This is a genomic window from Kurthia senegalensis, from assembly GCF_000285595.1.
GTDB classification, from domain to species: Bacteria; Bacillota; Bacilli; order Bacillales_A; family Planococcaceae; genus Kurthia; species Kurthia senegalensis.
Genome location: NZ_HE611070.1, coordinates 116357 through 141179, shown reverse-complemented (window position 1 = coordinate 141179; position 24823 = coordinate 116357). Strand labels below are relative to the sequence as shown.

Genomic DNA, 24823 nt, shown 5'->3' with positions numbered 1-24823 from the left:
GGTTCATCATATGTCGTTCTTGACGACTTATATATAATAACATTTTTTTAAAAAATAACAAGTATTTTTTAAAAAAACTTTTTGTTTTTTGATACTGTTCTTTCGAACAACTCAATCAACGTAATTTATTATATATTATATTATAAAAAGAAGTCAACTATTTTTTTAAAATAATTTATAAACATATAAATAAATCTTTAAAAAGCTTTTAAAATAGGCTTTGTAGCAATTCGATAAATAGATATTGAATCAAAATCATTATTCTTTTGTAATTATCTTTTCAATATAAATACTTTTATTTTTTGAAAGATCGATTGTTTCTTCAAAACCAGCGATTTTAATAACTGGTCTTGTTGGATTATTTGTGTTTACAAAAACAATTTGTCCTATAGATTTATTTGATAGTTCAACATTCGTTCCTAACCCAAAATCTGCTACACAGTTCAAAAGGGCTTGAACAGGTTTAATATGGAACTTGCCAAACTCTTCTTGTTGAATCATTTCAATGACTTTAAAAGGAGAATCTGCACGTTTATATACGCGTTCACATGTCATAGCATGAAAAATATCAGCTACCGCCATAACATGCGCTTCTATATTAATAGTATTTCCATTCGACCGACATGGATAGCCACTACCATCTAATCTTTCATGATGCTGAAAAATTGCTGTCTTCATATTATTTTTAATTAGTACTAAATCTTTTACCATTAACAAACTTTCTTTTGGATGCATTTTAATTTCTGCAAATTCTTCTTTCGTTAAGGAACCTGCCTTATCTCGAATTTTAGAAGAAATTTTTGACATTCCACAATCTGCTACAAGAGCAGCCATCGCTAATTGAATAACATCCCCTTTTACGTAATTCATCTTTTGAGCAATGACTGCTGCTATTAGTGACGTTGAAATAGCGTGATTATACAAGTAGTCTTTTGCATTTGAATATTCATTTAATGTAAAAATACGTACTCGGTTGCGTAAAACATCTTCTAATAGAGGCAACATCACTTCACGAAGTTTCGGAATATCAATTTTCGAGCCAGCTTCCCAGCTTTGAAATTCTAACTTATAAAGGTCTACAGCTTCTTTATATCTTCTTTTAAAAGGTGCTAATGGTTTATTAAAGGTTTGTTCTAACTGTTGTACATACTCTTCACGTACTTCATCTTCATTATGACTAGTTGCATAAAGAATTTTTACTTTCGCAATTTGAAATGCATTTAAAACTTGTAAATGTTCTCGCGTAATCTTCGTTCCTTTATCAATAAGAGGAAATTGTGTATTCCCCATAACATCTTCAGATACCAAACTACCTAAGCGTATTTCAGAAACTTTCGTTAACATTCCTTCCATTTTCAGCACCTTCTTCAATCTTTTTAGAGCAAATGTTTTATTTTTTTTGCTTTTTTTCATTTTTTCCTTCTTTATAGGACAATAGTATCTTATCACATAACCATTACTTTTTCACTATTATTGTAATTATTTAGTTTAAAAGATACAATTTATTCATTAACAAAGCATAAAAAAAGCAGTACTCCGAAGAGTACTGCTTTTTATTTATTAGTCTTGATCTTCAGATGCTACTGTTTCATCATCTAATGATTCATCAATTTCTTCTTCTGGTTCTTCTTTTTCTACTTTAGCAACAGTCGCTACATGCTCACCGTCTGCTAAACGAATTAAACGAACACCTTGTGTACTACGTCCGATTACTGAAATATCTGCAACGTCCATACGAATTAACATACCGTTATCCGTAATTAACATAACATCTTCTTCACCTATTACTGTTTTCACCGCAACGAGTGGACCGTTTTTATCTGTAATCTGACAAGTTTTAATACCTACACCGCCACGAGTTTGTAAACGATATTCTTCTTCACCAGTACGTTTACCGTAACCATTTTCTGTTACGACTAATACTTCTTGGTTTTCTTCTAAAATTTCCATACCAACGACGTAGTCATCGCCTTTTAAGCGAATACCTCGTACACCACCTGCTGTACGACCCATTGGACGGATATCTGATTCTTTGAAACGAACGAGCATACCGTTTCGTGTACCGATGACAATATCTTTCGTACCATCTGTTAAACGAACAGCAATTAGTTCATCATCTTCACGTAATGATACCGCAATTAAACCGTTCGTACGGATGTTTGCGAATTGTGATAATGATGTACGTTTCGTTACACCTGTACGTGTTGTAAAGATGAAGTAAGCATCTTCTTCATAGGAAGGAACGCGAATCATCGCTGTTACTTTTTCTTCTTTATCAACATTTAGTAAGTTGACGATCGGTAACCCTTTCGCTGTACGACCAAACTCAGGAATTTCATAGCCTTTCGCTTTGAATGTTTTACCTTTTGAAGTAAAGAATAAAATCGTGTCATGGGTAGAAGTATAAAGTAAATGTTCTACGAAATCATCTGAGTGCGTGCCCATACCTTGTACACCACGGCCACCACGACGTTGGCTGCGATATGTATTCGCCGGTAAACGTTTGATGTAACCATTGTGTGTTAATGTAAGAACTGAATTTTCACGAGGAATTAAATCTTCATCCTCGATCATACCTGCACCACCTGCAACAATTTCTGTACGACGTGCATCATTGAATTTTTCACGAATTTCAATAAGTTCTGTATGGATGATTTCGATAATTTTCGCTTCATCTGCTAAAATGCTACGCAATTTATTAATAAGGGCCATTAATTCATTGTATTCTGCTTCGATTTTATCGCGCTCTAAGCCTGTTAAACGTTGTAAACGCATGTCTAAAATAGCTTGTGCTTGGCGTTCGCTTAAAGAGAATTGCTCTACTAAGCCACGTTTTGCAACATCTGCTGTTTGAGAACCACGAATTAAAGCGATAATTTGATCGATATGATCAAGTGCAATACGTAAACCTTCTAAAATATGTGCACGATCTTCTGCTTTTTTTAATTCGAATTCTGTACGACGACGAATCACTTCTTTTTGATGTTCTAAGTAGTGGTATAAACACTCTTTCAAACTTAATGTTTGAGGCTGACCATTTACAAGAGCTAGTGTATTAATACCAAAGCTAGATTGCATTGCTGTTTGTTTAAATAAGTTATTTAATACGACATTACCGTTCGCATCTTTACGCACATCAATTGTAACACGCATACCATTACGGTCAGATTCATCACGGATATTCGTAATACCATCAATTTTTTTATCGCGAACAAGCTCTGCAATTTTTTCAATTAATTTTGCTTTGTTCACTTGATAAGGAAGTTCATGAATAACAATAACTTCTTTACCACTTGGACGTTCTTCGATTTCCACTTTAGCTCGAACAAGAATTGAACCGCGGCCTGTTTCGTACGCTTGGCGAATACCGCTGCGTCCTAAAATAATACCGCCAGTAGGGAAATCTGGTCCTGGAATAATTTCCATTAGTTCTTCTGTTGTGATAGCTGGGTTTTCAGAAATAGCTAATACGCCGTCAATTACTTCACCTAATTGATGAGGCGGGATGTTTGTTGCCATACCTACAGCAATACCTGAAGCACCATTAACTAAAAGGTTTGGATAACGTGCTGGCAATACGACTGGTTCTTTTTCATTACCATCGTAGTTATCTTTGTAGTCAATCGTATTTTTGTTAATGTCACGTAGCATTTCCATTGAAATTTTAGACATACGTGATTCGGTATAACGCATTGCGGCTGCACCGTCACCATCGACAGAACCAAAGTTCCCGTGACCATCAACGAGCATATAACGATAACTGAAATCTTGCGCCATACGTACCATTGCTTCATAAATAGATGAGTCACCATGCGGGTGATACTTACCCATTACGTCCCCAACGATACGTGCTGATTTTTTGTAAGGTTTATCTGAAGCACTGCCTAATTCTTGCATTCCGTATAAAATACGGCGTTGTACTGGTTTTAAACCGTCACGTACATCTGGTAAGGCACGAGATACGATAACACTCATCGCATAATCTAAAAATGCCGTCTTAATTGTCTTTGTAATATTTACACCCTTTACACCGGGTTTGTTATTTTCAGTCAATGTATGTGACCTCCCTTCGCTTCAACTAAATATCTAAATTCTCTACGTACACTGCGTTTTCATGGATGAATTTACGACGTGGTTCTACATCATCGCCCATTAAATCTTCAAAAGCACGATCTGCTTCTAACGCATCGTCTAATTCAACTTGTAATAAAACGCGGTGTTCTGGATCCATTGTTGTATCCCATAATTGGTCTGCATTCATTTCGCCAAGACCTTTGTATCGTTGTACCATTGGTTTCGGTTGTTGTGAAAGACCGCTTAAAATTTCTTGTAGTTCCGCATCTGAGTAGCAATACTCTAAATGTTTCCCTTGTTTGACTTGATAAAGTGGTGGCTGTGCAATATACACGTAGCCAGCTTCAATAAGTGGACGCATGAAGCGGAAGAAGAATGTTAATAGTAATGTACGAATATGTGCGCCATCGACATCAGCATCGGTCATAATAACGATCTTATGATAACGCGCTTTTTCTAAATTGAATTCTTCTCCGATTCCTGTACCAATTGCTGTGATCATAGCACGAATCTCTGCATTTGAAAGGATACGATCTAAACGTGCTTTTTCAACGTTTAAAATTTTACCTCGAAGTGGCAAAATTGCTTGGAAGTGACGATCACGACCTGATTTTGCAGAACCACCTGCAGAGTCACCTTCTACGATATAAATTTCACATTCTTCAGGATGACGAGATGAACAGTCTGCTAATTTACCTGGTAAGCTTGAAACTTCTAGGGCAGATTTACGACGTGTCATTTCACGCGCTTTTTTCGCTGCAACACGTGCACGAGAAGCGATTAAACCTTTATCAACAATCGTACGAGCAACTGTTGGGTTTTCTAAAAGGAAACGTTCGAAATGCTCAGAGAACAATGAATTCGTAATCGTACTTACTTCAGAGTTTCCTAATTTCGTTTTCGTTTGACCTTCAAATTGAGGATCTGGGTGTTTAATAGACACAATAGCTACTAAACCTTCACGAACGTCTTCCCCAGAAAGGTTAGCATCCGCAGATTTTAATAAACTATTTTTACGTGCATAATCATTGATGACACGTGTTAAAGCAGTTTTAAATCCTGATTCGTGAGTACCGCCTTCATACGTATTAATATTGTTGGCGAAAGAAAAAATATTCGTTGCGAATCCTGAGTTATATTGCATAGCGATTTCAATAGAAATGCCATCTTTTTCACCTTTTAAATCGATTGCTTCATGAATAGGTTCTTTCTTTTCGTTAATATGTTCAACGTACGATTTAATACCGCCTTCATAATGATAATCACTACGGCGTTCTTGTCCTTCACGCTCATCAATAATAGAAATACGAATACCACGGTTTAAATAAGCTAATTCTCGAACGCGATGCGCTAAAATATCGAACTCATAAACTGTCGTTTCCTTAAAAATTTCTGGATCGGCTTTAAAGCGTGTTGTCGTACCATTATGGTCCGTATCCCCAATTACTTTTAATTCTTGAACAGTTTGACCACGCTCAAATTTAATTTCATGAATATGACCGTCGCGGTGTACTTGAACGATTGTTTGTGTAGATAATGCATTTACAACAGAAGCACCTACACCATGAAGTCCACCTGATACTTTATATCCGCCACCGCCGAATTTACCACCGGCATGTAATACAGTCATAATTACTTCTACTGCGGGTTTCCCAACTTTTTCTTGCGTATCTACTGGAATACCACGACCGTTATCTTCTACACGAATCCAGTTATCTTTTTCGATGGCTACAACAATGTCTGTAGCGAATCCTGCTAACGCTTCATCGATACTGTTATCGACAATTTCCCATACTAAATGGTGAAGACCTTTAGAGCTTGTAGAACCGATATACATACCTGGACGTTTACGAACAGCTTCTAGGCCTTCTAATACTTGTATCTGGTCAGCATCATATGCGACTGGCTTTGTTTCTTCTGCCATTATTACTCCACCTACCCTTTCATGAGGAACATATATCTAATAGTATAAGGCTCTGAAAACACACTATTCTTGCGTGTCTACAGAACCTTGTTTCACATGAAACATCTTCGCTTCACGTATCGTTTTGTGCTCAATTCCATCCACGCTTGTCGTCGTAACGAACGTTTGGACTTTATCTTGAATTGTGTTTAATAAATGTGATTGGCGATAATCGTCCAATTCTGACAGAACATCATCCAATAATAAAATGGGCGATTCACCTGTTTCTTGGCGAATCAGTTCGATTTCAGCCAATTTTAATGATAAGGCGGTTGTACGTTGTTGCCCTTGTGAACCGTATGTTTGAACATCATAACCATTTACAAAAAAGGCTAAATCATCACGGTGAGGGCCAACGAGCGTTACACCCCGCTCTAATTCTCGTTGTTGTTGTTCTTTTAATTTTTGCAATAAATGTTCGCACATTTGCTGCTCTGTAAAATCTCGCTCCAATCCGCTAACAGGGCGATACTGTATTTCGAGTTTCTCAAGCTCTCTTGAAATACCAAAGTGTATCGGATATGCCCATTGTTGCAAAAGCTCCATAAACTCAAATCGCTTGCGAATAACTTTTACTGCTGCTTGTACATACTGTTCTGTATAAATATCAAATAGCGTAGCATCTGGCATTTTTCCACGACTTTGTTTCAGCAAATGGTTACGCTGCTTTAAAATCTTTTGGAACGTTAGAAGATCATGCAAATATACCGGTGAAATTTGACCAATTTCCATATCTAAAAAACGTCTTCTAACTTGTGGACTGCCTTTTACGACTGTTAAATCTTCAGGTGCAAACATGACAACATTCATTTGTCCCACATAATCACTTAAGCGGCTTTGCTCTAAGTGATTTACTTTTGCTTTTTTACCTTTTTTTGAAATGATTAATTCCAACGGGAGGTGACCATATTTCTTTTGAATGTCACCTTCTATTTTACCATAATCTGCATCCCATCGTATTAATTCTTTCTCATTTGATGATCGATGAGATTTTGCCATTGCAAGCACATAAATTGCTTCCATAACATTGGTTTTCCCTTGGGCATTTTCACCGATAAAAACATTAATTTTTGGTGAGAACGTTAACTCAGCTGTATCGTAATTTCGATAATTAATTAGCTTCAGATGCTCGATATACATCTATCTATTCTCCAGCAGCAATTTCAAATTGGCCTGTGCCAGGAATATCGATTTCATCACCTACGTACAATTTACGTCCTCGACGATCTTCAAACTCATCATTTACATAAACTTCGTATTCTTGTAAAAACCATTTCGCTTGTCCACCAGAACTAATAATATCAGCTAATTTTAAAAATTGACCAAGTGTTACGAATTCATCTTTAATGTTAATTGTTTTCACTGTTTTCATCCTCTACATTTTTTGCTCATTATTTCTTTATTGTACCTAATTTTCGGCTATAAGTAAAAAGAAGATAGGCATATACGTTCGCCTATCTTCTTTCAATTTTTATTTTTAGTTGTTGTGTATAACTAACCAACTATCCACAGGCATCTGTGGATACTGTGGATTAGTACGTACGAACAGGTAAAATTAATTGTAAAATCGCATCGTCATGAACAGAACGTAAAATAAATGGACGCATTGGACCTGTGAATTGTACGACTACTTCTTGACCATCAATTGCTTTTAACGCATCCATCATGAATTTAGCACTGAATGAAATACGTAAATCTTCCCCTGTGAACGATGCAACTTGAACTTGCTCTTCAACTTTACCGATTTCAGGTGAATTTGAAGAAATCTCAATTGTTTCGTTATCCACAGTTGATAAACGAACGACATTGTTACGATCGCCACGTGCTAATAATGATGCACGGTCGATTGCTTGTAGTAATTCTTTGCCGTTTACTGTGATGTTTGTTTGGTATTCATCTGGAATTAAACGTAATGTATCAGGATAATTTCCTTCTAATAAACGTGAGTAGAATACTAAATCATTTGTTTTGAATAAAACTTGTTGATTGTTTAAGTAAATATCCACAGCTGTTTGATCATCTGGTAATACTTTGCTTAATTCATTTAAGCTCTTACCTGGAATCGCAACGCTGCTTACATCTGTTGGTAAATTTTCTAATGCTACTTTACGACGTGCAAGACGGTGACTATCTGTAGCAACACAAACTAGTCCCTCTTCTTTAATTTGCCAATTTACCCCTGTAAGAACAGGACGTGATTCACTCGTTGAAACAGCAAATACAGTTTCACGAATAATTTGTTTTAGTAAATCTGCAGCTAATGTAAATTGGTGATCTTTATTAATATCTGGAGTCATTGGATATTCCGCTGCATCTAAGCCGATTAAGTGGAAATCTGATTTACCAGAACGAATACGTGTTTGATAATTTTCTAACACTTCAATTTCAACATCTTTTGTAGGTAACTTACGAACAATCTCATTGAACATACGTGCTTGTAATACGATTGAACCTGGCGTTGTTACTTGGATTAATTCTTCTCCATCTTTTTCAGTTGGAATAAATACTTGAATTGTAATATCCGCATCACTACCTGTTAATGTTAAACCTTCTTTAGAAGCATCTAATTTAATACCAGTTAAAATTGGAATTGTTGTTTTTGAACTGACAGCTTTTAAAACGTCATTTACACCATTTAATAATTGTTCACGTAAAATAGTAAATTTCATAATTTAAAGACCTCACTTACTAATATATTATTTATTATTTAAAAGAAGTTATAGTAATAGGGCCTGTGGATACTGTGGATAAGTACCTTGAAAGCATGATATAAGTACATTTGTCTTGTTGATAATATGTGTATAACTTTGTGTATAACTCAAAGAATTATCCACAAGTTATCCACAGGCTCTTATTGACCTAAAGTAACTTTAATTTGTTTTACATCTTCTTGAAGCAAAGCATCACTCTTTAAAAGCGTACCTATTTTTTCATGTGCGTGCAAAACAGTTGTATGATCACGCCCACCAAACTCATCGCCAATTTTAGGTAGCGAGTTGTCTGTCAGTTCACGTGATAAATACATTGCGACTTGGCGTGGAAAAGCGATTGTTTTCGTACGCTTTTTAGCAGCAAAGTCTTCAATTTGAATATGATAATACTCTGCGACAGCACGTTGAATATCACTAATCCGTAGTGTAAGTGGTTTACCTTCTGGAATAATGTTTTTTAATGCGCGCGCAGCTAAATCTGGTGTGATTGTTTCACCAACGAGAGAAGAATAAGCTACAACACGTGTTAAAGCCCCTTCTAACTCACGAATATTGGAGTCAATTTGGTTTGCGATAGCCATCATCACTTCATTTGGAACGTTTAAATCGTCAGCAATTGCTTTTTTACGAAGAATCGCGATACGTGTTTCCAAATCAGGTGGTGCAATATCTGTAATAAGACCCCATTCAAAACGAGAGCGTAAGCGATCTTCTAATGTTGGAATTTCTTTCGGTGGGCGATCACTTGAGATAATAATTTGTTTGGATTCACCGTGTAAGGTGTTAAACGTATGGAAAAATTCTTCTTGCGTTGATTCTTTTCCTGCTAAAAATTGAATATCATCAATTAATAGAACGTCTACTTTACGGTATTTGTTACGAAATTCTTCTGTTTTGTTGTCACGAATAGAGTTAATGAACTCATTGGTGAATTTTTCAGAAGATAAGTATACGACCTTCGCTTTTGGATTATGTTCCAACACATAATGACCTATTGCGTGCATTAAATGTGTTTTACCAAGGCCAACTCCTCCATATATAAATAGAGGATTGTATGCTTTTGCTGGGGCCTCGGCAACTGCTAGAGAAGCGGCGTGTGCAAAGCGGTTCCCAGAACCAATGACGAATGTATCAAACGTATTTTTTGTGTTTAACATTGTCGATTGATCAAATATTACTTCCTCTTTTTCTTCAGGAGGAAGTTTTTTTGATTGCAACTCAATCTCTTCTAAGTCAGCATCTTGTTGCACGATAAAACGGATTTTTAGCGTCTCACCAGTTAGTTCCTCTAATATAGAAACAATTAAAGGAATGTAATGGTTTTCTAGCCATTCACGTGTAAATGAATTCGGTGCAACAACTGTTACTGCATCACCATTGTATGCGAGTAACTTCGTAGACTTTAACCAAGTTTCAAAGCTTGGTTTAGAGATTTTTTCTTGTGCTTCAGATAAAACTTTTTCCCATAATTCATCTAAATGATCCAAGCTGGCGTCTCCTTTTCTTAAAAAAATAGTGCGATTGAAAAATTAAAATACTCTATTGGATATCATAACAGTTATCCACAATATCCACAACCTGTTAAAATAAATATAAACAGCCTGTGTATAAATGTTATCCACAGGCTGTGGATATTGTGGACAAAAAATGTATAAAACTAGTTATCAACAGATATATACACAAATATATTAACAGTAAAATGCAATTAAATCAATAGTTTGAGATAGTTATCCACAGGGTGCATAAATATTCATATCGAATTTATCCACAGGCTGTTAGTTTGTGTATAAGCTGTTGATAAGTGTTGTGAATAACGTAAAAAGAGGAAGAAATATATACACAAAGTTATCCAAGGAAAATGAAGTTTTTTTGAGAGGAATGTGCATAACTTTAACATAGAAAAAGATCCAATGCATTACATTTAAATAAAAAGTTTTATACAAAACGAACTTGACAAAAAACAGTATAAGCAACTATAATAGCAAGGACTGTCTGTAATGTATTTTTTTAATAGACTTTCATGCAATAGGAGGTGTATATAATGAAACGCACATACCAACCGAAAAAACGTAAACATAGTAAAGTACACGGTTTCCGCGCACGTATGGCTACTAAAAACGGTCGCCGCGTATTAGCAGCTCGCCGTCGTAAAGGCCGTAAAGTCTTATCAGCATAAGTCCACTGACCAATTCAGTGGTCTTTTTTCTTTAAAGAGCTTGGGTTAACAAGTTAAAAAGAGGAAGAAGAAGAAAGACGTTCCCAAAAGGTCTGAATGGGGACGTCTTTCAATGGTATTAGGACTATTTTCTTCTATATAAATAATGGAGGGAATAAGAAAGATGAAGAAACAACGTAGGGTGAAAAAGAACGTAGATTTCCAAAAGGTATTTAAAAAAGGGAAATCTTTCGCAAACCGCCAATTTGTTGTGTACTGTTTATCGAAAGAAGAGCAGAAGCAATTTCGTATCGGCTTATCCTTAAACAAAAAAGTTGGGAATGCCGTACAGCGTAACCAAGTCAAACGTCATATTCGTCAAGCATTTCATGAATTGGATCATGAGCTTGTACAGGAGATGGATTATGTTATTATCGCCCGTAAACCGGCGGCCGCAATGGACTTTTTCCAAACAAAGAAAAGTCTAGAACACGTCTTGAAAATCGCAAAAGTTTTGAAAAGAACTAGTGGAGCGAATCGTTCGAAACATGCTAAAATAGATTAGTATTCATGTGCAATTTTTTGCATAAGAATGACCTGAATTGAGGAGGGCTTTACATGAAACAAGCAACTCAAATTGGGAAAACTGTAGAAAAAGCTATTCAACTGGCGCTTACGGAGTTACAAACAACGGAAGATCTCGTGGATATTATCGTTATACAGCAACCCAAAAAAGGTTTTTTCGGATTTGGTGCTAAAAAGGCGATTGTGAAAGCAACTTTAAAACCGGTTTCTTCGGAAAAGGTTGTGGATCAATCGTTAGCAGCGAATGATGAACAGCAACAACATGTTAAAACGCAACTATTCGAGTCAACTGAACCCTCGGAAGTTTCAAAAACTGATGAGGATTCGCAACAAGTGATGACGGAACAAGCTCCTTCAGAAGAAATGGTACTAACTAGTGCTACTTCTGAAGCAAAAAGTTCTAAATACGACAATCGTGAAACGATTGAACACGTCCAAAAATATTTAAATGATATAGCTTTAGGTATGGGTATTGAAGATCTTCAAATGGATCTTCAAGAAATCAAAGGTAAACTTTTGAAAATTAATTTACGTAGCAAAAAAGCTGCTGTTTTAATTGGCAAAAGAGGCCAAACGATTAATGCCTTGCAACAGCTAACGCAACTTGTCGTTTACAAGTACACGGATCATTTCTATATGGTAGAGCTAGACGTGGAAAATTACAGAGAACGTCGCGAACAATCATTGATTGAATTAGCGAATAATATGGCTGACAAAGCAATTCGAACAAGAAAAGCTGTCGTGTTAGAGCCAATGCCATCAAGTGAACGCAAAGTTATGCACCATGCGTTGGCGAAACGTCTCGATGTAGATACGTATTCAGAAGGCGATAAAAACCGTCGTCATCTTGTGATTGAACCAGTTTTATAAAATGCAAACAAGGATTGTGAAAGAGTCCTTCTCATTTTTTGAGAAGGGCTTTTATTATTGTTTAAAGGAAAAATATTCCTGTAAACAGCTTACTGTAGTGTGTGGGCTGTTTATGTTAAAATCATAAGTTAGAAAATAACTTATGCACATGTGGATAACTATGAATCAGGAGGTAGTCTTTATGGAATTTGATACAATTGCCGCGATATCTACTCCTATGGGAGAAGGCGCGATTGCTATCGTTCGATTAAGTGGGGATCAAGCAGTTGAAATTGCCGATAAAGTTTTTCATTCACCGAGCGGTAAAAAATTAGTAGAACAAACATCACATACTATTCATTACGGTCATCTGAAAGAAGTAGATACAGGTGAAGTTGTGGAGGAAGTGATGTTATCTCTTATGCGCGGACCTAAAACATTTACGCGTGAAGATGTCGTAGAAATTAACTGTCACGGGGGACTTGTTACAGTCAATCGTGTTTTACAATTAGTTCTTCGTAATGGTGCACGCATGGCTGAACCGGGAGAATTTACGAAACGTGCCTTTTTAAATGGTCGTATCGATTTATCTCAAGCGGAAGCTGTTATGGATTTAATTCGTGCAAAAACAGATCGTGCGATGAATGTAGCACTCGGTCAAATGGACGGTAAATTATCACGCTTAATTAAATCGCTTCGCCAATCTATTTTAGAAGTATTGGCACAAGTTGAAGTGAATATTGACTATCCAGAATACGATGATGTGGAAGAAGTAACGATTCCTCTTATGATCAAAAATTGTTCATGGGTCGAAAAAGAAATTACACGCCTTTTAAATACATCTTCTCAAGGTAAAATTTTACGTGAAGGCTTATCGACGGTAATTTTAGGTCGTCCAAACGTTGGTAAATCTTCACTTTTAAATAATTTAGTACAAGAAAATAAAGCGATTGTTACGGACGTAGCAGGTACGACTCGTGATATTATTGAAGAGTATGTCAACGTTCGTGGCGTTCCGCTTCGCCTTGTGGATACAGCTGGTATTCGTGAAACGGAAGATATCGTTGAACGAATTGGTGTAGAACGTTCTCGCGAAGCTTTACGCGATGCGGATTTAACACTTCTTTTAATGAACTACAATGAAGTGCTTAGCCCTGAAGATGAACGCTTATTTGAAACCGTTCAAGATATGAACTACATCGTGGTCGTAAACAAAACAGACTTACCTCAAAAAATCGATTTAGATCGCGTGCGAGAAATTGCTGCAGGTCATCATGTCATTACGACATCGATTTTACAAGATGAAGGTATCGAGAAATTAGAAGAAGCAATTGCTTCTTTATTCTTCTCAGGTCAAGTGGAAGCGGAAGATCCAACATACGTTTCAAATGCGCGTCACATCGCATTATTACACCAAGCAAAAGATCGCATTCAAGATGCAATCCAAGCAGCGGAAGCAGGGATTCCTGTAGATATGATCCAAATGGACTTGACACGCTCTTGGGAAATTCTTGGCGAAATTATCGGTGAAACCGTTCAAGATGAACTAATTAATCAATTGTTCTCTCAATTCTGCTTAGGAAAATAACATATATTTTTGAAATAGAAGGGAAGTATTACGAGTCATGCACACTTATGAAGCAGGCACGTTTGACGTAATCGTTGTCGGTGCAGGTCATGCAGGCGTAGAAGCCGCATATGCCTCAGCACGTATGGGCGCGAAAACATTAGTATTAACAATTAACCTAGATATGATCGCATTTATGCCATGTAATCCGTCTGTTGGGGGTCCAGCAAAAGGGATTGTCGTTCGTGAAATCGACGCAATGGGTGGCGCAATGGGTAAAATCATTGATAAAACACATATCCAAATGCGTATGTTGAATACAGGGAAAGGCCCAGCAGTACGTGCATTACGTGCGCAAGCTGATAAATTCCAATACCAACATGCAATGAAACAACTTCTTGAACAACAAGATAACTTAAAAATTACACAAGGCATGGTTGATGAATTAATTATCGAAGACGGGACAGTCGTTGGTGTTATTACACAAACAGGTGCTGTATATCGCGCGAAATCTGTCGTTATTACGACAGGTACTTTTTTACGCGGTGAAATCATTATCGGCGATTTGAAATATTCTTCAGGTCCAAACAACCAACAACCATCAATTAAATTAGCGGATAACTTAAAAGAGTTAGGTTTTGATTTAGTACGTTTTAAAACAGGTACACCACCACGTGTAAACAGTAAAACAATCGACTATTCTAAAACTGAAATTCAACCAGGGGATCCAGAACCACGCGCATTCAGCTTTGAAACAACTGAATTCATTACGGATCAAATCCCTTGCTGGTTAACATATACGAGTGAAGCAACACACCAAGTGATTAATGATAACTTAGACCAATCACCAATGTACACAGGTGTCATTGTAGGGACAGGTCCTCGTTATTGCCCATCAATTGAAACAAAAATTGTCCGTTTTGCGGATAAACCACGTCACCAACTTTTCTTAGAGCCAGAAGGTCGTAATACAGAAGAAGTGTACGTACAAGGATTATCAACAAGTCTTCCAGAACACGTACAACTTAAAATGCTTGAAACGATTCCAGGTTTAGAAAAAGCTGAAATGATGCGTGCTGGTTATGCAATTGAGTACGATGCAATCGTGCCGACTCAATTATGGCCAACACTTGAAACGAAACGTATTCAAAACTTATACACAGCTGGACAAATTAACGGTACTTCAGGCTATGAAGAAGCTGCTGGTCAAGGTATGATGGCTGGTATTAATGCAGCTGCTCGTGCAGTAGGCAAAGAAGAAATTATTTTAGATCGTTCTGATGCATATATCGGCGTTCTAATTGACGATTTAGTAACGAAAGGCACGAGCGAACCGTACCGTTTATTAACATCTCGTGCGGAATATCGTTTATTACTACGTCACGATAATGCAGATATGCGTTTAACTGAAAAAGCATTTAAAGTGGGTCTTATTTCTGAAGAACGTTTCAATAAATTTGAAGCGAAAAAAGCAAAAGTAGAAGCGGAAATCCAACGTTTACGCGACTTTGCTATTAAACCACGCGCAATTAATGATCAGTTAGCAGAGCTAGGCAGTAGTCCATTAAAAGATGGTATTCGTGGGATTGAGTTATTAAAACGTCCTGAATTAGACTATGAATTCATCGCACAAATTACAGACGCTCCTGAATTGGAAGAAGAAGTACGTGAACAAGTTGAAATTCAAGTGAAATATGAAGGATATATTGAAAAAGCGATGCAACAAGTTGCGAAGATGAAAAAAATGGAAAACAAAAAAATTCCAGAAAACATCGATTACGATGCAATTAACGGAATCGCTACAGAAGCGAAAGAAAAATTAAAAGATGTACGTCCATTATCTGTTGCACAAGCATCTCGTATTTCAGGTGTAAACCCAGCAGATATTTCCATTTTGCTCGTTTATATCGAACAAGGAAAAATCGCAAAAGTATAATATAGATTCATCCACAGCCTGTGGATGAACCTGTGTATAAATAAGGAGAGCGACATGAACGAAGAACAATTTTATGAAGCATTAAAAGAAAAAGGTATTGAGTTATCAACAGAACAAAAGCAACAGTTCGATACGTATTTTAAAACGCTTGTTGAGTGGAATGAAAAAATGAACTTAACAGCGATTACAGATCAACCATCTGTTTATTTAAAACACTTCTATGATTCAATTAGTGCAGCGTTCTATGTTGATTTTACGAAAGTAACATCAGTATGTGATGTCGGTGCAGGTGCAGGTTTCCCAAGTATTCCAATTAAAATCTGTTTCCCGCACTTACAAATCACAATCGTAGATTCTTTAAACAAACGTATTCAATTTTTAAATCATTTAAGCGATGAACTTGGTTTAAGCAATATGAATTTTGTTCATTCACGTGCGGAAGACTTCGGTCGCAATCCAAAATACCGTGAAGCCTTTGATTTAGTAACAGCTCGTGCCGTTGCACGTATGTCTGTTTTATCAGAGCTTTGTATTCCTCTCGTAAAAGAGGGCGGTCAATTTGTTGCGATGAAAGCAGCGAGTGGCGAAGATGAATTAAAAGATGCGAAGAAGGCATTGTCAGTGTTAGGCGTAAAATTAAATAAAGAATTTAATTTCGTTTTACCAGTAGAGGAAAGTGAACGCGTTATTTTTACTTTTGATAAAGTAAAAACAACACCGAAAAAATATCCTCGTAAACCAGGTATGCCAAATAAAATGCCAATTCAATAATTTCTCAACTATGTTGAAATAAGAGTGACGTCTAACATTTTTTTCAAGAATGTGACGCACTCTTATTTTTTTCTGTACTTTCTTATGTTTTTTTAATGAAAATTCTCTATAATGGATAATAGCAAATATCGAAAAGGTGGTGCTTGTTAATGAAAAGTGCTTTTTCACGATTTTTCGGCGGCAGTGAGAAGGTAGAAGAAATTGCCTCGGTACAAAATCATGAAACAGTTGTGAAGCTTCCAATTTCAAAAATTCATCCCAATCGTTACCAACCTAGAACTATTTTTGACAGTGCAAAGTTGGAAGAATTGGCACAAACAATTCAATTACACGGTGTAATTCAACCAATTGTCGTTCGCAAATTTGGTGAGGATGAGTTTGAGATTATTGCAGGAGAACGCCGTTATCGTGCAATGCAATCTCTAGATTGGACAGAGGCACCAGCGATAATTCGAGAAATGAACGAACATGATGTGGCATCTGTCGCATTAATTGAAAATCTTCAACGAGAAGAATTAACAGCGATTGAAGAAGCCCATGCTTATCAAACGTTGCTAGAAATGCACGGTCTAACGCAAGGTGCACTTGCTGAACGTTTAGGGAAAGGGCAATCAACAGTTGCGAATAAATTAAGACTGTTGAAATTGCCAGAAGACGTGCAGCAAGCGATTTTAAATCGCTCGATTTCAGAACGTCATGCGCGTGCATTAATTCCCTTAAAAGAAGAAAAATTACAACTGCAATTGTTGAATGAAACGTTAGAAAAAGATTATAATGTTCGTCAATTAGAAACGCGTATCGAACAAGTGCTAGAAGCGAATAATAAGACGAAAAAGAAACGTATTCGTCGCATCGTGCATCGTGATGTACGACTTGCGCTAAATACGATTCGCGAATCTGTATCTGTTATTCATAAAAATGGTATTGATATCGACACGCAAGAAGAAGAAAATGATGAATATTATCAAGTAACGGTCCGTATTCCTAAAAAGAAACCGGGTCAAAAAAATAATGATTCATAACGGAGCATCGCAATTAGCGATGCTCTTTTTCAATACGTTTATTTTCTGACTAGTTGGAAAAGAAAAGATTACGTTATTTTTTTGTTAAACTGAGTGTAAATGTATTTTAAATCAATAGGGGGAAGAACGATGGGGGAAAATCCATTGAACGATTTGAAAGAACAAGATGTTGTTGAATATATTCCTGTGCGAAAAATACGTGCCAACCCATTTCAACCACGCCGCATTTTTAACGAAGAGGCTTTGGAAGAATTGTCACAATCGATTACGGAACATGGTATTTTGCAACCGATTATCGTACGACAAGCAGGTAATTTTTACGAGATTGTTGCTGGGGAGCGACGATTTAGAGCAACGAAGAAAGCGTTGATTGCTAAAATTCCAGCGGTCGTCCGTCAATATAACGACCGAGAAATGATGGAACTTGCAACGATTGAAAATTTACAGCGGGAAGATTTAACGCCAATCGAAGAAGCACAATCTTATCGTAAGTTAATGGATCATTTAGGCTTAACACAAGAATTATTAGCGGAAAGATTAGGGAAAAGCCGTCCGTACATTGCGAATCACGTTCGTCTCTTGACGTTGCCAGAAGAAGTGCAACGCATGGTTGATGAAGGGGCGTTAACGATGGGGCACGGTCGTGCATTGATTGGTATTAAACGTAAAAAATGATTCCGATTGTTGCGCGTAAAGTTATTGAACAACAAATGAATGTACGTCAGCTTGAAAACTACGTACATACGTTGAATGAAGATGTTCCACGTGGAACGAAAAAGAAATCATTACAGCATTTATTTTATGCGGAAATTTCAGAGCAGTTACGAGATCAACTCGGAACGAACGTTGAAATTACTGCAACGAAAAATAAAGGGAAAATCGAAATTGATTTTTTCTCTGATGAAGATTTGGAACGTATTTTAACGCTTTTAAAAGGTCGTGAAGAATAGTGATTTTATTAGGAGCTTTTATTGATGGTTTATTAATTTTTGTTTGTGGGATCGTTGGACGGTTGATGAAGAACATCCCCGAACGTGTAAAAGAAACAGTTATGCTCGTCATTGCGTTAGCAATCGTATTGCTCGGCATTCAAATGGGTATTCAAAGTGATGATTTCATTATTATTATCGCGAGCTTAGTCATCGGAACGATTATCGGTGAACTCATCGATATTGAAAATTATTTGAAGCTGTCTGGCGAATGGATGGAACAAAAAATTGGTGGTAAATTTACGAATAAAGATCAAGAAAATAGTTTAGCTCAAGGATTTGTAGCCGCAACGTTAATTTTCGTTATCGGGTCGATGGGCATTTTAGGCGCGTTAGATAGCGGCTTACGAAATGACCATGCGGTGCTCATTACGAAAGGTATTATCGACGGATTTATCGCGATTATTTTAGCTTCTACGATGGGCGTTGGTGTATTGCTCGCGGCCATTCCTACTTTTTTATACGAAGGAATGATTGCGATTTGTGCAGGTGTGATTAGTTCGTTTATTCCGCAAGAGGCGCTTGATTTGTTTATTAAGCAACTGACAGCGACTGGTGGGGTCATGATTATGGCTCTTGGCATTAATATGCTTGGACTGACGAAAATACGTGTTGCGAATATGTTACCAGCGATGCTTGTAGTCGCCGTTATTGTGGCAATTCAATATGTTCTATAATAAAATCAATAAATCAATCGAAATTGACGTGGATTTTTACTATAATGAAAGTTAGATTAAACAGCTGTTTACGAATTGTAAATAGCTGTTTTCAATTACGATAAAAGAGGAGATTATGTCGTTTTGGAGAAAATCTATAATTATTATATGAATAAGTTATCAAATGAGAAGATGTGGACAACTTTAGGTGAAAATGCATTGAAAATTGTGCTTATTGTAGTTCTTGCATTAGTCATCGTCCGTGTGGCGAAGGCAGCGATTACAAAGGCATTTAATATCCGTATGACGTTAAATGATAAAATTCAAACAGGTTATAATGCAGAGCGTCGCTATCGTACTGTGTTGCGTTTGCTTAAAAGTATCGTATCGTATGTAGTATACTTCGCGGCTGGTATGGCATGTTTGTCGATTTTAGGCATTAACATTGCTGGTTTAGTTGCCGGTGCAGGGGTTGTCGGTTTAGCAATCGGTTTCGGTGCACAAAGTTTAGTGAAAGATGTCATCACAGGGTTCTTTATTATTTTTGAAGACCAATTCGGCGTTGGCGATTATATTAAACTGACGGCAGTTGAAGGAACGGTTCTTGAAATCGGTTTACGTACGACGAAAATAAAAGGGGCATCTGGCGAAATTAACATTGTGCCAAATGGTTCGATTACAGAAGTTGTCAACTATTCGATTAACAACTCAGTAGCCGTCATTGACGTTAGTGTGGCGTATAGTTCTGATATTGCAAAAGCGGAATCGCTCATTGAAGACTATTTAAAAACGTTGCCTAATTTAGAAGAAAGTATCGTCGGTGAACCGACTTTACTCGGTGTCCAAAGTGTCGTTGGGGCAGAAGTTATTTTACGAGTATCTGTTGAAACGTTACCGATGCAACACTTCGGTGTATCACGTCGTATTCGTCGTGATGTGAAAGAAATTTTTGATACGAATGGAATCGACATTCCATATCCTAAGATGATGGTTTATGAACGTGGGGCTAACCCCGTTATAGAGGAGGACGAAGAATAGTGGAAGCGAAAACGTATAATTTAAATGACGTCGTTGAAATGAAAAAAGCGCATCCTTGTGGTGTGAATGCTTGGAAAATCATTCGACTAGGCGCAGACATTCGCATTAAATGTACTGGATGTCAGCATAGCGTATTAATTCCTCGTCGAGAATTCGAAAAGAAATTAAAAAAAGTGCTCATAGCAGCACCGGAACAATAAATAGACTTTTACGTGTCTAAAAATTATAATAAATAAGTTAAACACGTATGAACAATTTGAAAGGTTGTGGATGAACATGGCTTTAACAGCCGGAATCGTAGGTTTACCAAACGTAGGTAAATCAACACTATTTAACGCAATTACAAAAGCAGGCGCATTAGCAGCGAACTATCCGTTCGCGACAATCGATCCGAACGTCGGAATCGTAGAAGTGCCAGATGCTCGTTTAGATAAATTAACTGAAATGGTAGAACCTAAAAAAACAGTGGCAACATCATTCGAATTCACGGATATTGCCGGAATCGTAAAAGGTGCTAGCCAAGGTGAAGGTTTAGGAAACAAATTCTTATCTCACATTCGTGAAGTAGATGCGATCACACAAGTGGTACGTTGTTTCGAAGATGAAAACATCACACACGTAGCGGGTAAAGTAGACCCAATTAGCGATATCGAAGTTATTAACTTAGAGTTAATTTTAGCGGATTTAGAATCTGTAGATAAACGCTATGCAAAAGTAAGCAAATTAGCAAAACAAAAAGATAAAGAATCAATGGAAGAAGCAGCTGTACTTGAAAAAGTGAAAGAAGCTTTCGCTAATGAAATGCCAGCACGCTCAGTTGATTTAACAGATGAAGAGAAAAAAATCATCAAAGGTTTAAGTTTATTAACTCTTAAACCAGCACTATACGTAGCGAACGTTTCAGAAGATGAAGTATCAAATTCTGAAGAAAATGATTACGTAAAACAAGTACGCGAATACGCTGCTAAGGAAGGCGCGGAAGTAATCGTTGTTTGTGCAAAAATTGAAGAAGAAATCGCTCAATTAGATGACGATGAAAAAGCAATGTTCTTAGAAGAATTAGGCATTCAAGAATCAGGTTTAGATAAACTAATCAAAGCGGCATACAGCCTACTTGGTTTAGCAACATACTTCACTGCAGGTGTACAAGAAGTACGTGCTTGGACGTTCCGTAAAGGAATGAAAGCTCCGCAATGTGCAGGTATTATTCACTCTGACTTCGAACGTGGCTTCATTCGTGCAGAAACGATTTCTTATGAAGATTTAGTAGAGTTCGGTTCAAAATCAGCTGCTAAAGAAGCGGGTCGTCTACGTCTTGAAGGAAAAGAATATGTAGTAAACGATGGCGACGTAATGGAATTCTTATTCAACGTTTAATTCGTAATAAAAAAGACACGCTCTTAAAGAGTCGTGTCTTTTTTTGTTGTTTCTAATGGTTTCAAAGAATACAAATGAAGTCTTGGAAACTTTTCATCATCTTTTACGAGACAATTTTTCGGATATTTTAAAAGTGCTGTATACATGGCAAAATCTCCGATGGCACCAGCTATGAGCCATGCACCTCCGAGAACGACTGCGACATTTTCAATAGCAAAGCCGATAATGACAGGAATGACACCCGTCACCCAAAATGGGAGTAATAACGCTTTACGCATCACATAATTCGGTAATAGTTCGGTCGTTGTCGCATAGGCAACGCCTAATTTTAAGTTGAGTCCGTATTTTAAACTTGAAAGCGGTACTCGCCCGAAAAGAACGAAACCGATTAGGTGACATATTTCATGTAAGACAATTAGAGCAACGTATAATACGACGAACAGAACGATGTTCAACAAGATCGAGCTTATTGAAAAATGTTCGGGCCAACCAAATGTTAAATAATAAGCGAATAGTAGAACGATTGATGCAATGAATGTTAGCCATACATTTTGTTTTGTAATATGGTGCATATCTAACTCAATAACAGCAAATTTTACAGGATCAGTCATTTTACCACCTCCTACTAATAAGTATCGCAAAACAAAATGGAAATAGCGAATCTCAATTAATAATCATTGCTTCAATACATCAACTATGTTAATATTTGAAGATGTGAGTAGTACAAGATACTATCTCTCCTTGTCTATCCTTTTTTGGTTAGACCAAAGTCCATAAGGAGGTGCAAATTACAATGCGTAAATACGAATTAATGTACATCATTCGTCCAAACATCGAAGAAGAAGCTAAAAAAGCTTTAGTTGAACGTTTCAACGAAATCTTAACTTCTAACGGTGCGGAATTAGCTGAGTCTAAAGATTGGGGTAAACGTCGCCTTGCATACGAAATCAATGATTTCCGTGAAGGTTACTACCAAATCATGAAAGTTTCTGCTCCAACAGAAGCAATCAACGAATACACTCGTCTAGCTAACATCAGTGAGGATATTATCCGCCACATCGCTGTTCGCGAAGAAGAAAAATAATAAACAAATCAGTTATAACATAAACGATAAGGAGGTTGTATTCTGATGATTAACAATGTCGTTTTAGTCGGTCGTCTTACTAAAGACCCCGAACTTCGCCAAACACAATCTGGCGTTGCTGTAGCACGTTTCACTCTTGCTGTTAACCGTCCATTTTCAAGCCAAGGTGGCGAGAAACAAGCGGACTTCATCCAATGTGTTGTATGGCGTAAACAAGCAGAAAATGTTGCCCAATTTTTACACAAAGGTAGCTTAGCTGGCGTTCAAGGACGTATTCAAACAGGTAGCTATGAAGGACAAGATGGAAAACGCGTCTACACGACAGAGGTAGTTGCTGATAGCGTTCAGTTCTTAGAACCGAAAAATGCTAACAACAATAACTACCAACAAGGCGGATTCCAACAACAAGGTGGATTCCAACAACCTTATGGTGGAGGCAACCAATTTGGAGGTTCTGCTCCTCAACAAGGCGGTTATCAAGCCCCATCTTATCAACAGAATCAGCCAACGAATCAAAACTACACAAGTATGGATAACGATCCCTTCGCAGCTCCTGCCAACAACAGTGGCAAGGTAAACGTTGCAGAAGACGATCTTCCATTCTAATTATACAAAGGAGGGAAATTGATCATGGCACCACGTCGAGGAGGCCGCAAACGCCGTAAAGTTTGTTACTTCACATCTAACAACATCAAACACATTGATTATAAAGATGCTGATTTACTAAAAAAATTCATCTCAGAACGAGGCAAAATCTTACCACGTCGCGTAACTGGTACTAGCGCTAAATACCAACGTAAATTAACTCTAGCTATCAAAACTGCACGTGTAATGGCTTTACTTCCATTCGTAGCTGAAGAAAAATAGGTCTTAACCTATTGGAGAAAGTTGTAACAAAAGTTTTTAACTTTTGTTGCAGCTTTTTTTTATGTTTAGAATGGTTAATTTCCGCACGTTATAGGAGGATTTCAGCTATTTTTCTATCTTATTTCACCTCTCTGTTCTTTTGTTAGGTACTTTGAAACATGGTACAATGGAAAGATAAAATATTAAAAGTTTTTCTTAAAAAGGAAGGTTTCAATATGCCAGATAATCCTGCGAGGCGCTTGACGCAAGGGGCCATGATGGTTGCTTTATTCGTTATTATATTAGCAATATCAGCCTTCGTACCGTCTGTTTATATCGTAACAATTTGGGTACTACCGTTACCGATTGCTTGGTACAGTGCCAAGTATAGTACAGGTCCATCTATTACCGTTACTATTGCGGCGCTCATTTTGAGTTTTATTATTTCGGGTGGTTTAGCCGCTATGCCAGCCGCATTGATTTTTTCAGTGATTGGATTAGTAATGGGCACGACAATTCGTTTGAAAAAGTCCAAAGCTTATATGTTTGTAGCTGCTAGTCTTGCTTCATTTATAACAGTTTCTGTTTCGTATAAAGCAGCTGTTCAAATTATGAATATAGATGTATTACAACTCGGTTTAGATTTTGCGCATAACTCAATCAATACATCGCGTAAAATGCTTAATCAAATGGAATTATCTGCAGCACAAATGAAGCAACTCGTTGCTCGTTTAGATTACGTGGACAAAACTGTAGATGCTATATTACCTACAGTCGTTGTTATGAGTATTATTGCTATCGTATTTATTGCGTTGCTCGTTTGCTTACCAATCTTAAGAAAGCTTGGTGTACAAGCACCGAAATTTAATGCGTTCCGTCATATGAAGCTACCGCGTTCACTGCTATGGTATTATTTAGCTGTTTTAATTATTCAAATGTTTGTAAAACCAGCAGAAGGTACATATTTGTATGTAGCGGTTTTGAATTTATCTTTATTACTTGTGATGTTATTAGCGCTACAAGGGTATTCTTTACTTCACTTTTTCTTATATGAGAAAAATATGCCAAAAGGTGTCGTATGGATTGTCACGATTGTGACGTTACCACTCGCGCAATTTATGCCGTTAATAGGTCTTGTTGATGTAGGTTTCGATGTAAGAACCTTCATTCAAAGAAAGACAAAAAACAGGAGTTGATGTT

23 protein-coding genes and 1 pseudogene are annotated in these 24823 nt (G+C 37.0%); 16 read left to right on the top strand and 8 right to left on the bottom strand.

The window, feature by feature from the left end; genetic code table 11:
• Window positions 1-258: 258 nt before the first annotated feature.
• From KSHG_RS14115 to dnaA, 7 genes are all read right to left on the bottom strand, one after another.
• A complete protein-coding gene (locus tag KSHG_RS14115) occupies window positions 259-1413 on the bottom strand; it encodes an HD-GYP domain-containing protein (RefSeq protein WP_235728386.1) in 1155 nt (384 codons plus the stop codon).
• A 147-nt stretch (window positions 1414-1560) separates the two neighbouring features.
• Window positions 1561-4053: a DNA gyrase subunit A gene (gyrA, locus tag KSHG_RS14110; RefSeq protein WP_010308347.1), complete on the bottom strand. Its 2493-nt coding sequence runs from the start codon at window positions 4051-4053 to the stop codon at window positions 1561-1563.
• A gap of 25 nt (window positions 4054-4078) precedes the next feature.
• The gene (gene gyrB / locus KSHG_RS14105) at window positions 4079-5998 is read right to left on the bottom strand and encodes a DNA topoisomerase (ATP-hydrolyzing) subunit B (protein ID WP_010308345.1); all 1920 of its coding nucleotides are present in this window, start codon (window positions 5996-5998) and stop codon (window positions 4079-4081) included.
• Between the two features lie 63 nt (window positions 5999-6061).
• On the bottom strand, window positions 6062-7177 hold the full coding sequence (recF, locus tag KSHG_RS14100; RefSeq protein WP_010308343.1) for a DNA replication/repair protein RecF: 1116 nt from the start codon (window positions 7175-7177) through the stop codon (window positions 6062-6064).
• Window positions 7178-7181: 4 nt separating this feature from the next.
• The gene (yaaA, locus tag KSHG_RS14095) at window positions 7182-7400 is read right to left on the bottom strand and encodes a S4 domain-containing protein YaaA (protein WP_010308340.1); all 219 of its coding nucleotides are present in this window, start codon (window positions 7398-7400) and stop codon (window positions 7182-7184) included.
• Between the two features lie 169 nt (window positions 7401-7569).
• A complete protein-coding gene (dnaN, locus tag KSHG_RS14090; RefSeq protein WP_010308337.1) occupies window positions 7570-8706 on the bottom strand; it encodes a DNA polymerase III subunit beta in 1137 nt (378 codons plus the stop codon).
• Between the two features lie 182 nt (window positions 8707-8888).
• The gene (dnaA, locus tag KSHG_RS14085; RefSeq protein WP_010308331.1) at window positions 8889-10235 is read right to left on the bottom strand and encodes a chromosomal replication initiator protein DnaA; all 1347 of its coding nucleotides are present in this window, start codon (window positions 10233-10235) and stop codon (window positions 8889-8891) included.
• 554 nt (window positions 10236-10789) lie between these two features.
• Between dnaA and rpmH the strand changes: the two genes are divergently transcribed.
• The 12 genes and pseudogenes from rpmH (at window position 10790) to ychF (ending at window position 21693) form a co-directional block, all read left to right on the top strand.
• Window positions 10790-10924, top strand: a complete 135-nt coding sequence (gene rpmH, locus KSHG_RS14080; RefSeq protein ID WP_010290586.1) for a 50S ribosomal protein L34 — start codon at window positions 10790-10792, stop codon at window positions 10922-10924.
• Between the two features lie 163 nt (window positions 10925-11087).
• The gene (rnpA, locus tag KSHG_RS14075; RefSeq protein WP_010308327.1) at window positions 11088-11468 is read left to right on the top strand and encodes a ribonuclease P protein component; all 381 of its coding nucleotides are present in this window, start codon (window positions 11088-11090) and stop codon (window positions 11466-11468) included.
• 53 nt (window positions 11469-11521) lie between these two features.
• Window positions 11522-12358 carry an RNA-binding cell elongation regulator Jag/EloR gene (gene jag, locus KSHG_RS14070; protein ID WP_010308322.1) on the top strand — a complete coding sequence of 279 codons (837 nt, stop codon included), beginning with the start codon at window positions 11522-11524 and terminating at the stop codon, window positions 12356-12358.
• 181 nt (window positions 12359-12539) lie between these two features.
• Entirely contained in the window at window positions 12540-13925 is a 1386-nt protein-coding gene (gene mnmE, locus KSHG_RS14065; protein ID WP_010308318.1) for a tRNA uridine-5-carboxymethylaminomethyl(34) synthesis GTPase MnmE, read from the top strand.
• A gap of 37 nt (window positions 13926-13962) precedes the next feature.
• Entirely contained in the window at window positions 13963-15840 is a 1878-nt protein-coding gene (mnmG, locus tag KSHG_RS14060) for a tRNA uridine-5-carboxymethylaminomethyl(34) synthesis enzyme MnmG (protein WP_010308315.1), read from the top strand.
• Window positions 15841-15894: 54 nt separating this feature from the next.
• Complete coding sequence (gene rsmG / locus KSHG_RS14055; RefSeq protein WP_010308311.1) at window positions 15895-16611, top strand: 16S rRNA (guanine(527)-N(7))-methyltransferase RsmG; 717 nt, start codon at window positions 15895-15897, stop codon at window positions 16609-16611.
• Between the two features lie 149 nt (window positions 16612-16760).
• A complete protein-coding gene (gene noc, locus KSHG_RS14050; RefSeq protein ID WP_010308308.1) occupies window positions 16761-17633 on the top strand; it encodes a nucleoid occlusion protein in 873 nt (290 codons plus the stop codon).
• A gap of 129 nt (window positions 17634-17762) precedes the next feature.
• Window positions 17763-18583, top strand: a pseudogene (locus KSHG_RS17110) (ParB/RepB/Spo0J family partition protein).
• Window positions 18583-19299, top strand: coding sequence for a DUF554 domain-containing protein (locus KSHG_RS14040; RefSeq protein ID WP_010308300.1), 717 nt, complete (start codon window positions 18583-18585; stop codon window positions 19297-19299). The pseudogene KSHG_RS17110 and the gene KSHG_RS14040 overlap by 1 nt, the downstream one beginning before the upstream one ends.
• Window positions 19300-19422: 123 nt before the next feature.
• A complete protein-coding gene (locus KSHG_RS14035) occupies window positions 19423-20316 on the top strand; it encodes a mechanosensitive ion channel family protein (protein ID WP_010308297.1) in 894 nt (297 codons plus the stop codon).
• Entirely contained in the window at window positions 20316-20516 is a 201-nt protein-coding gene (locus tag KSHG_RS14030) for a DUF951 domain-containing protein (RefSeq protein ID WP_010308294.1), read from the top strand. The genes KSHG_RS14035 and KSHG_RS14030 overlap by 1 nt, the downstream gene beginning before the upstream one ends.
• 76 nt (window positions 20517-20592) lie before the next feature.
• On the top strand, window positions 20593-21693 hold the full coding sequence (gene ychF, locus KSHG_RS14025; RefSeq protein ID WP_010308291.1) for a redox-regulated ATPase YchF: 1101 nt from the start codon (window positions 20593-20595) through the stop codon (window positions 21691-21693).
• A 23-nt stretch (window positions 21694-21716) separates the two neighbouring features.
• Here ychF and KSHG_RS14020 read toward each other — a convergent pair whose 3' ends face one another.
• Window positions 21717-22304 carry a DUF3267 domain-containing protein gene (locus KSHG_RS14020; RefSeq protein WP_010308287.1) on the bottom strand — a complete coding sequence of 196 codons (588 nt, stop codon included), beginning with the start codon at window positions 22302-22304 and terminating at the stop codon, window positions 21717-21719.
• 182 nt (window positions 22305-22486) lie between these two features.
• On the opposite strand from KSHG_RS14020, the gene rpsF reads away from it, so the two are divergent.
• The 4 genes from rpsF to KSHG_RS14000 all read left to right on the top strand — a co-directional run bounded on the left by rpsF (window position 22487) and on the right by KSHG_RS14000 (window position 24819).
• On the top strand, window positions 22487-22777 hold the full coding sequence (gene rpsF / locus KSHG_RS14015; protein ID WP_010308283.1) for a 30S ribosomal protein S6: 291 nt from the start codon (window positions 22487-22489) through the stop codon (window positions 22775-22777).
• Between the two features lie 45 nt (window positions 22778-22822).
• On the top strand, window positions 22823-23383 hold the full coding sequence (locus KSHG_RS14010; protein ID WP_010308277.1) for a single-stranded DNA-binding protein: 561 nt from the start codon (window positions 22823-22825) through the stop codon (window positions 23381-23383).
• A 21-nt stretch (window positions 23384-23404) separates the two neighbouring features.
• Window positions 23405-23644 carry a 30S ribosomal protein S18 gene (gene rpsR / locus KSHG_RS14005; protein ID WP_187116288.1) on the top strand — a complete coding sequence of 80 codons (240 nt, stop codon included), beginning with the start codon at window positions 23405-23407 and terminating at the stop codon, window positions 23642-23644.
• A 215-nt stretch (window positions 23645-23859) separates the two neighbouring features.
• Window positions 23860-24819 (top strand): YybS family protein, encoded by a 960-nt coding sequence (locus tag KSHG_RS14000; protein ID WP_010308272.1) that lies wholly within the window; start codon window positions 23860-23862, stop codon window positions 24817-24819.
• Window positions 24820-24823: the final 4 nt, after the last annotated feature.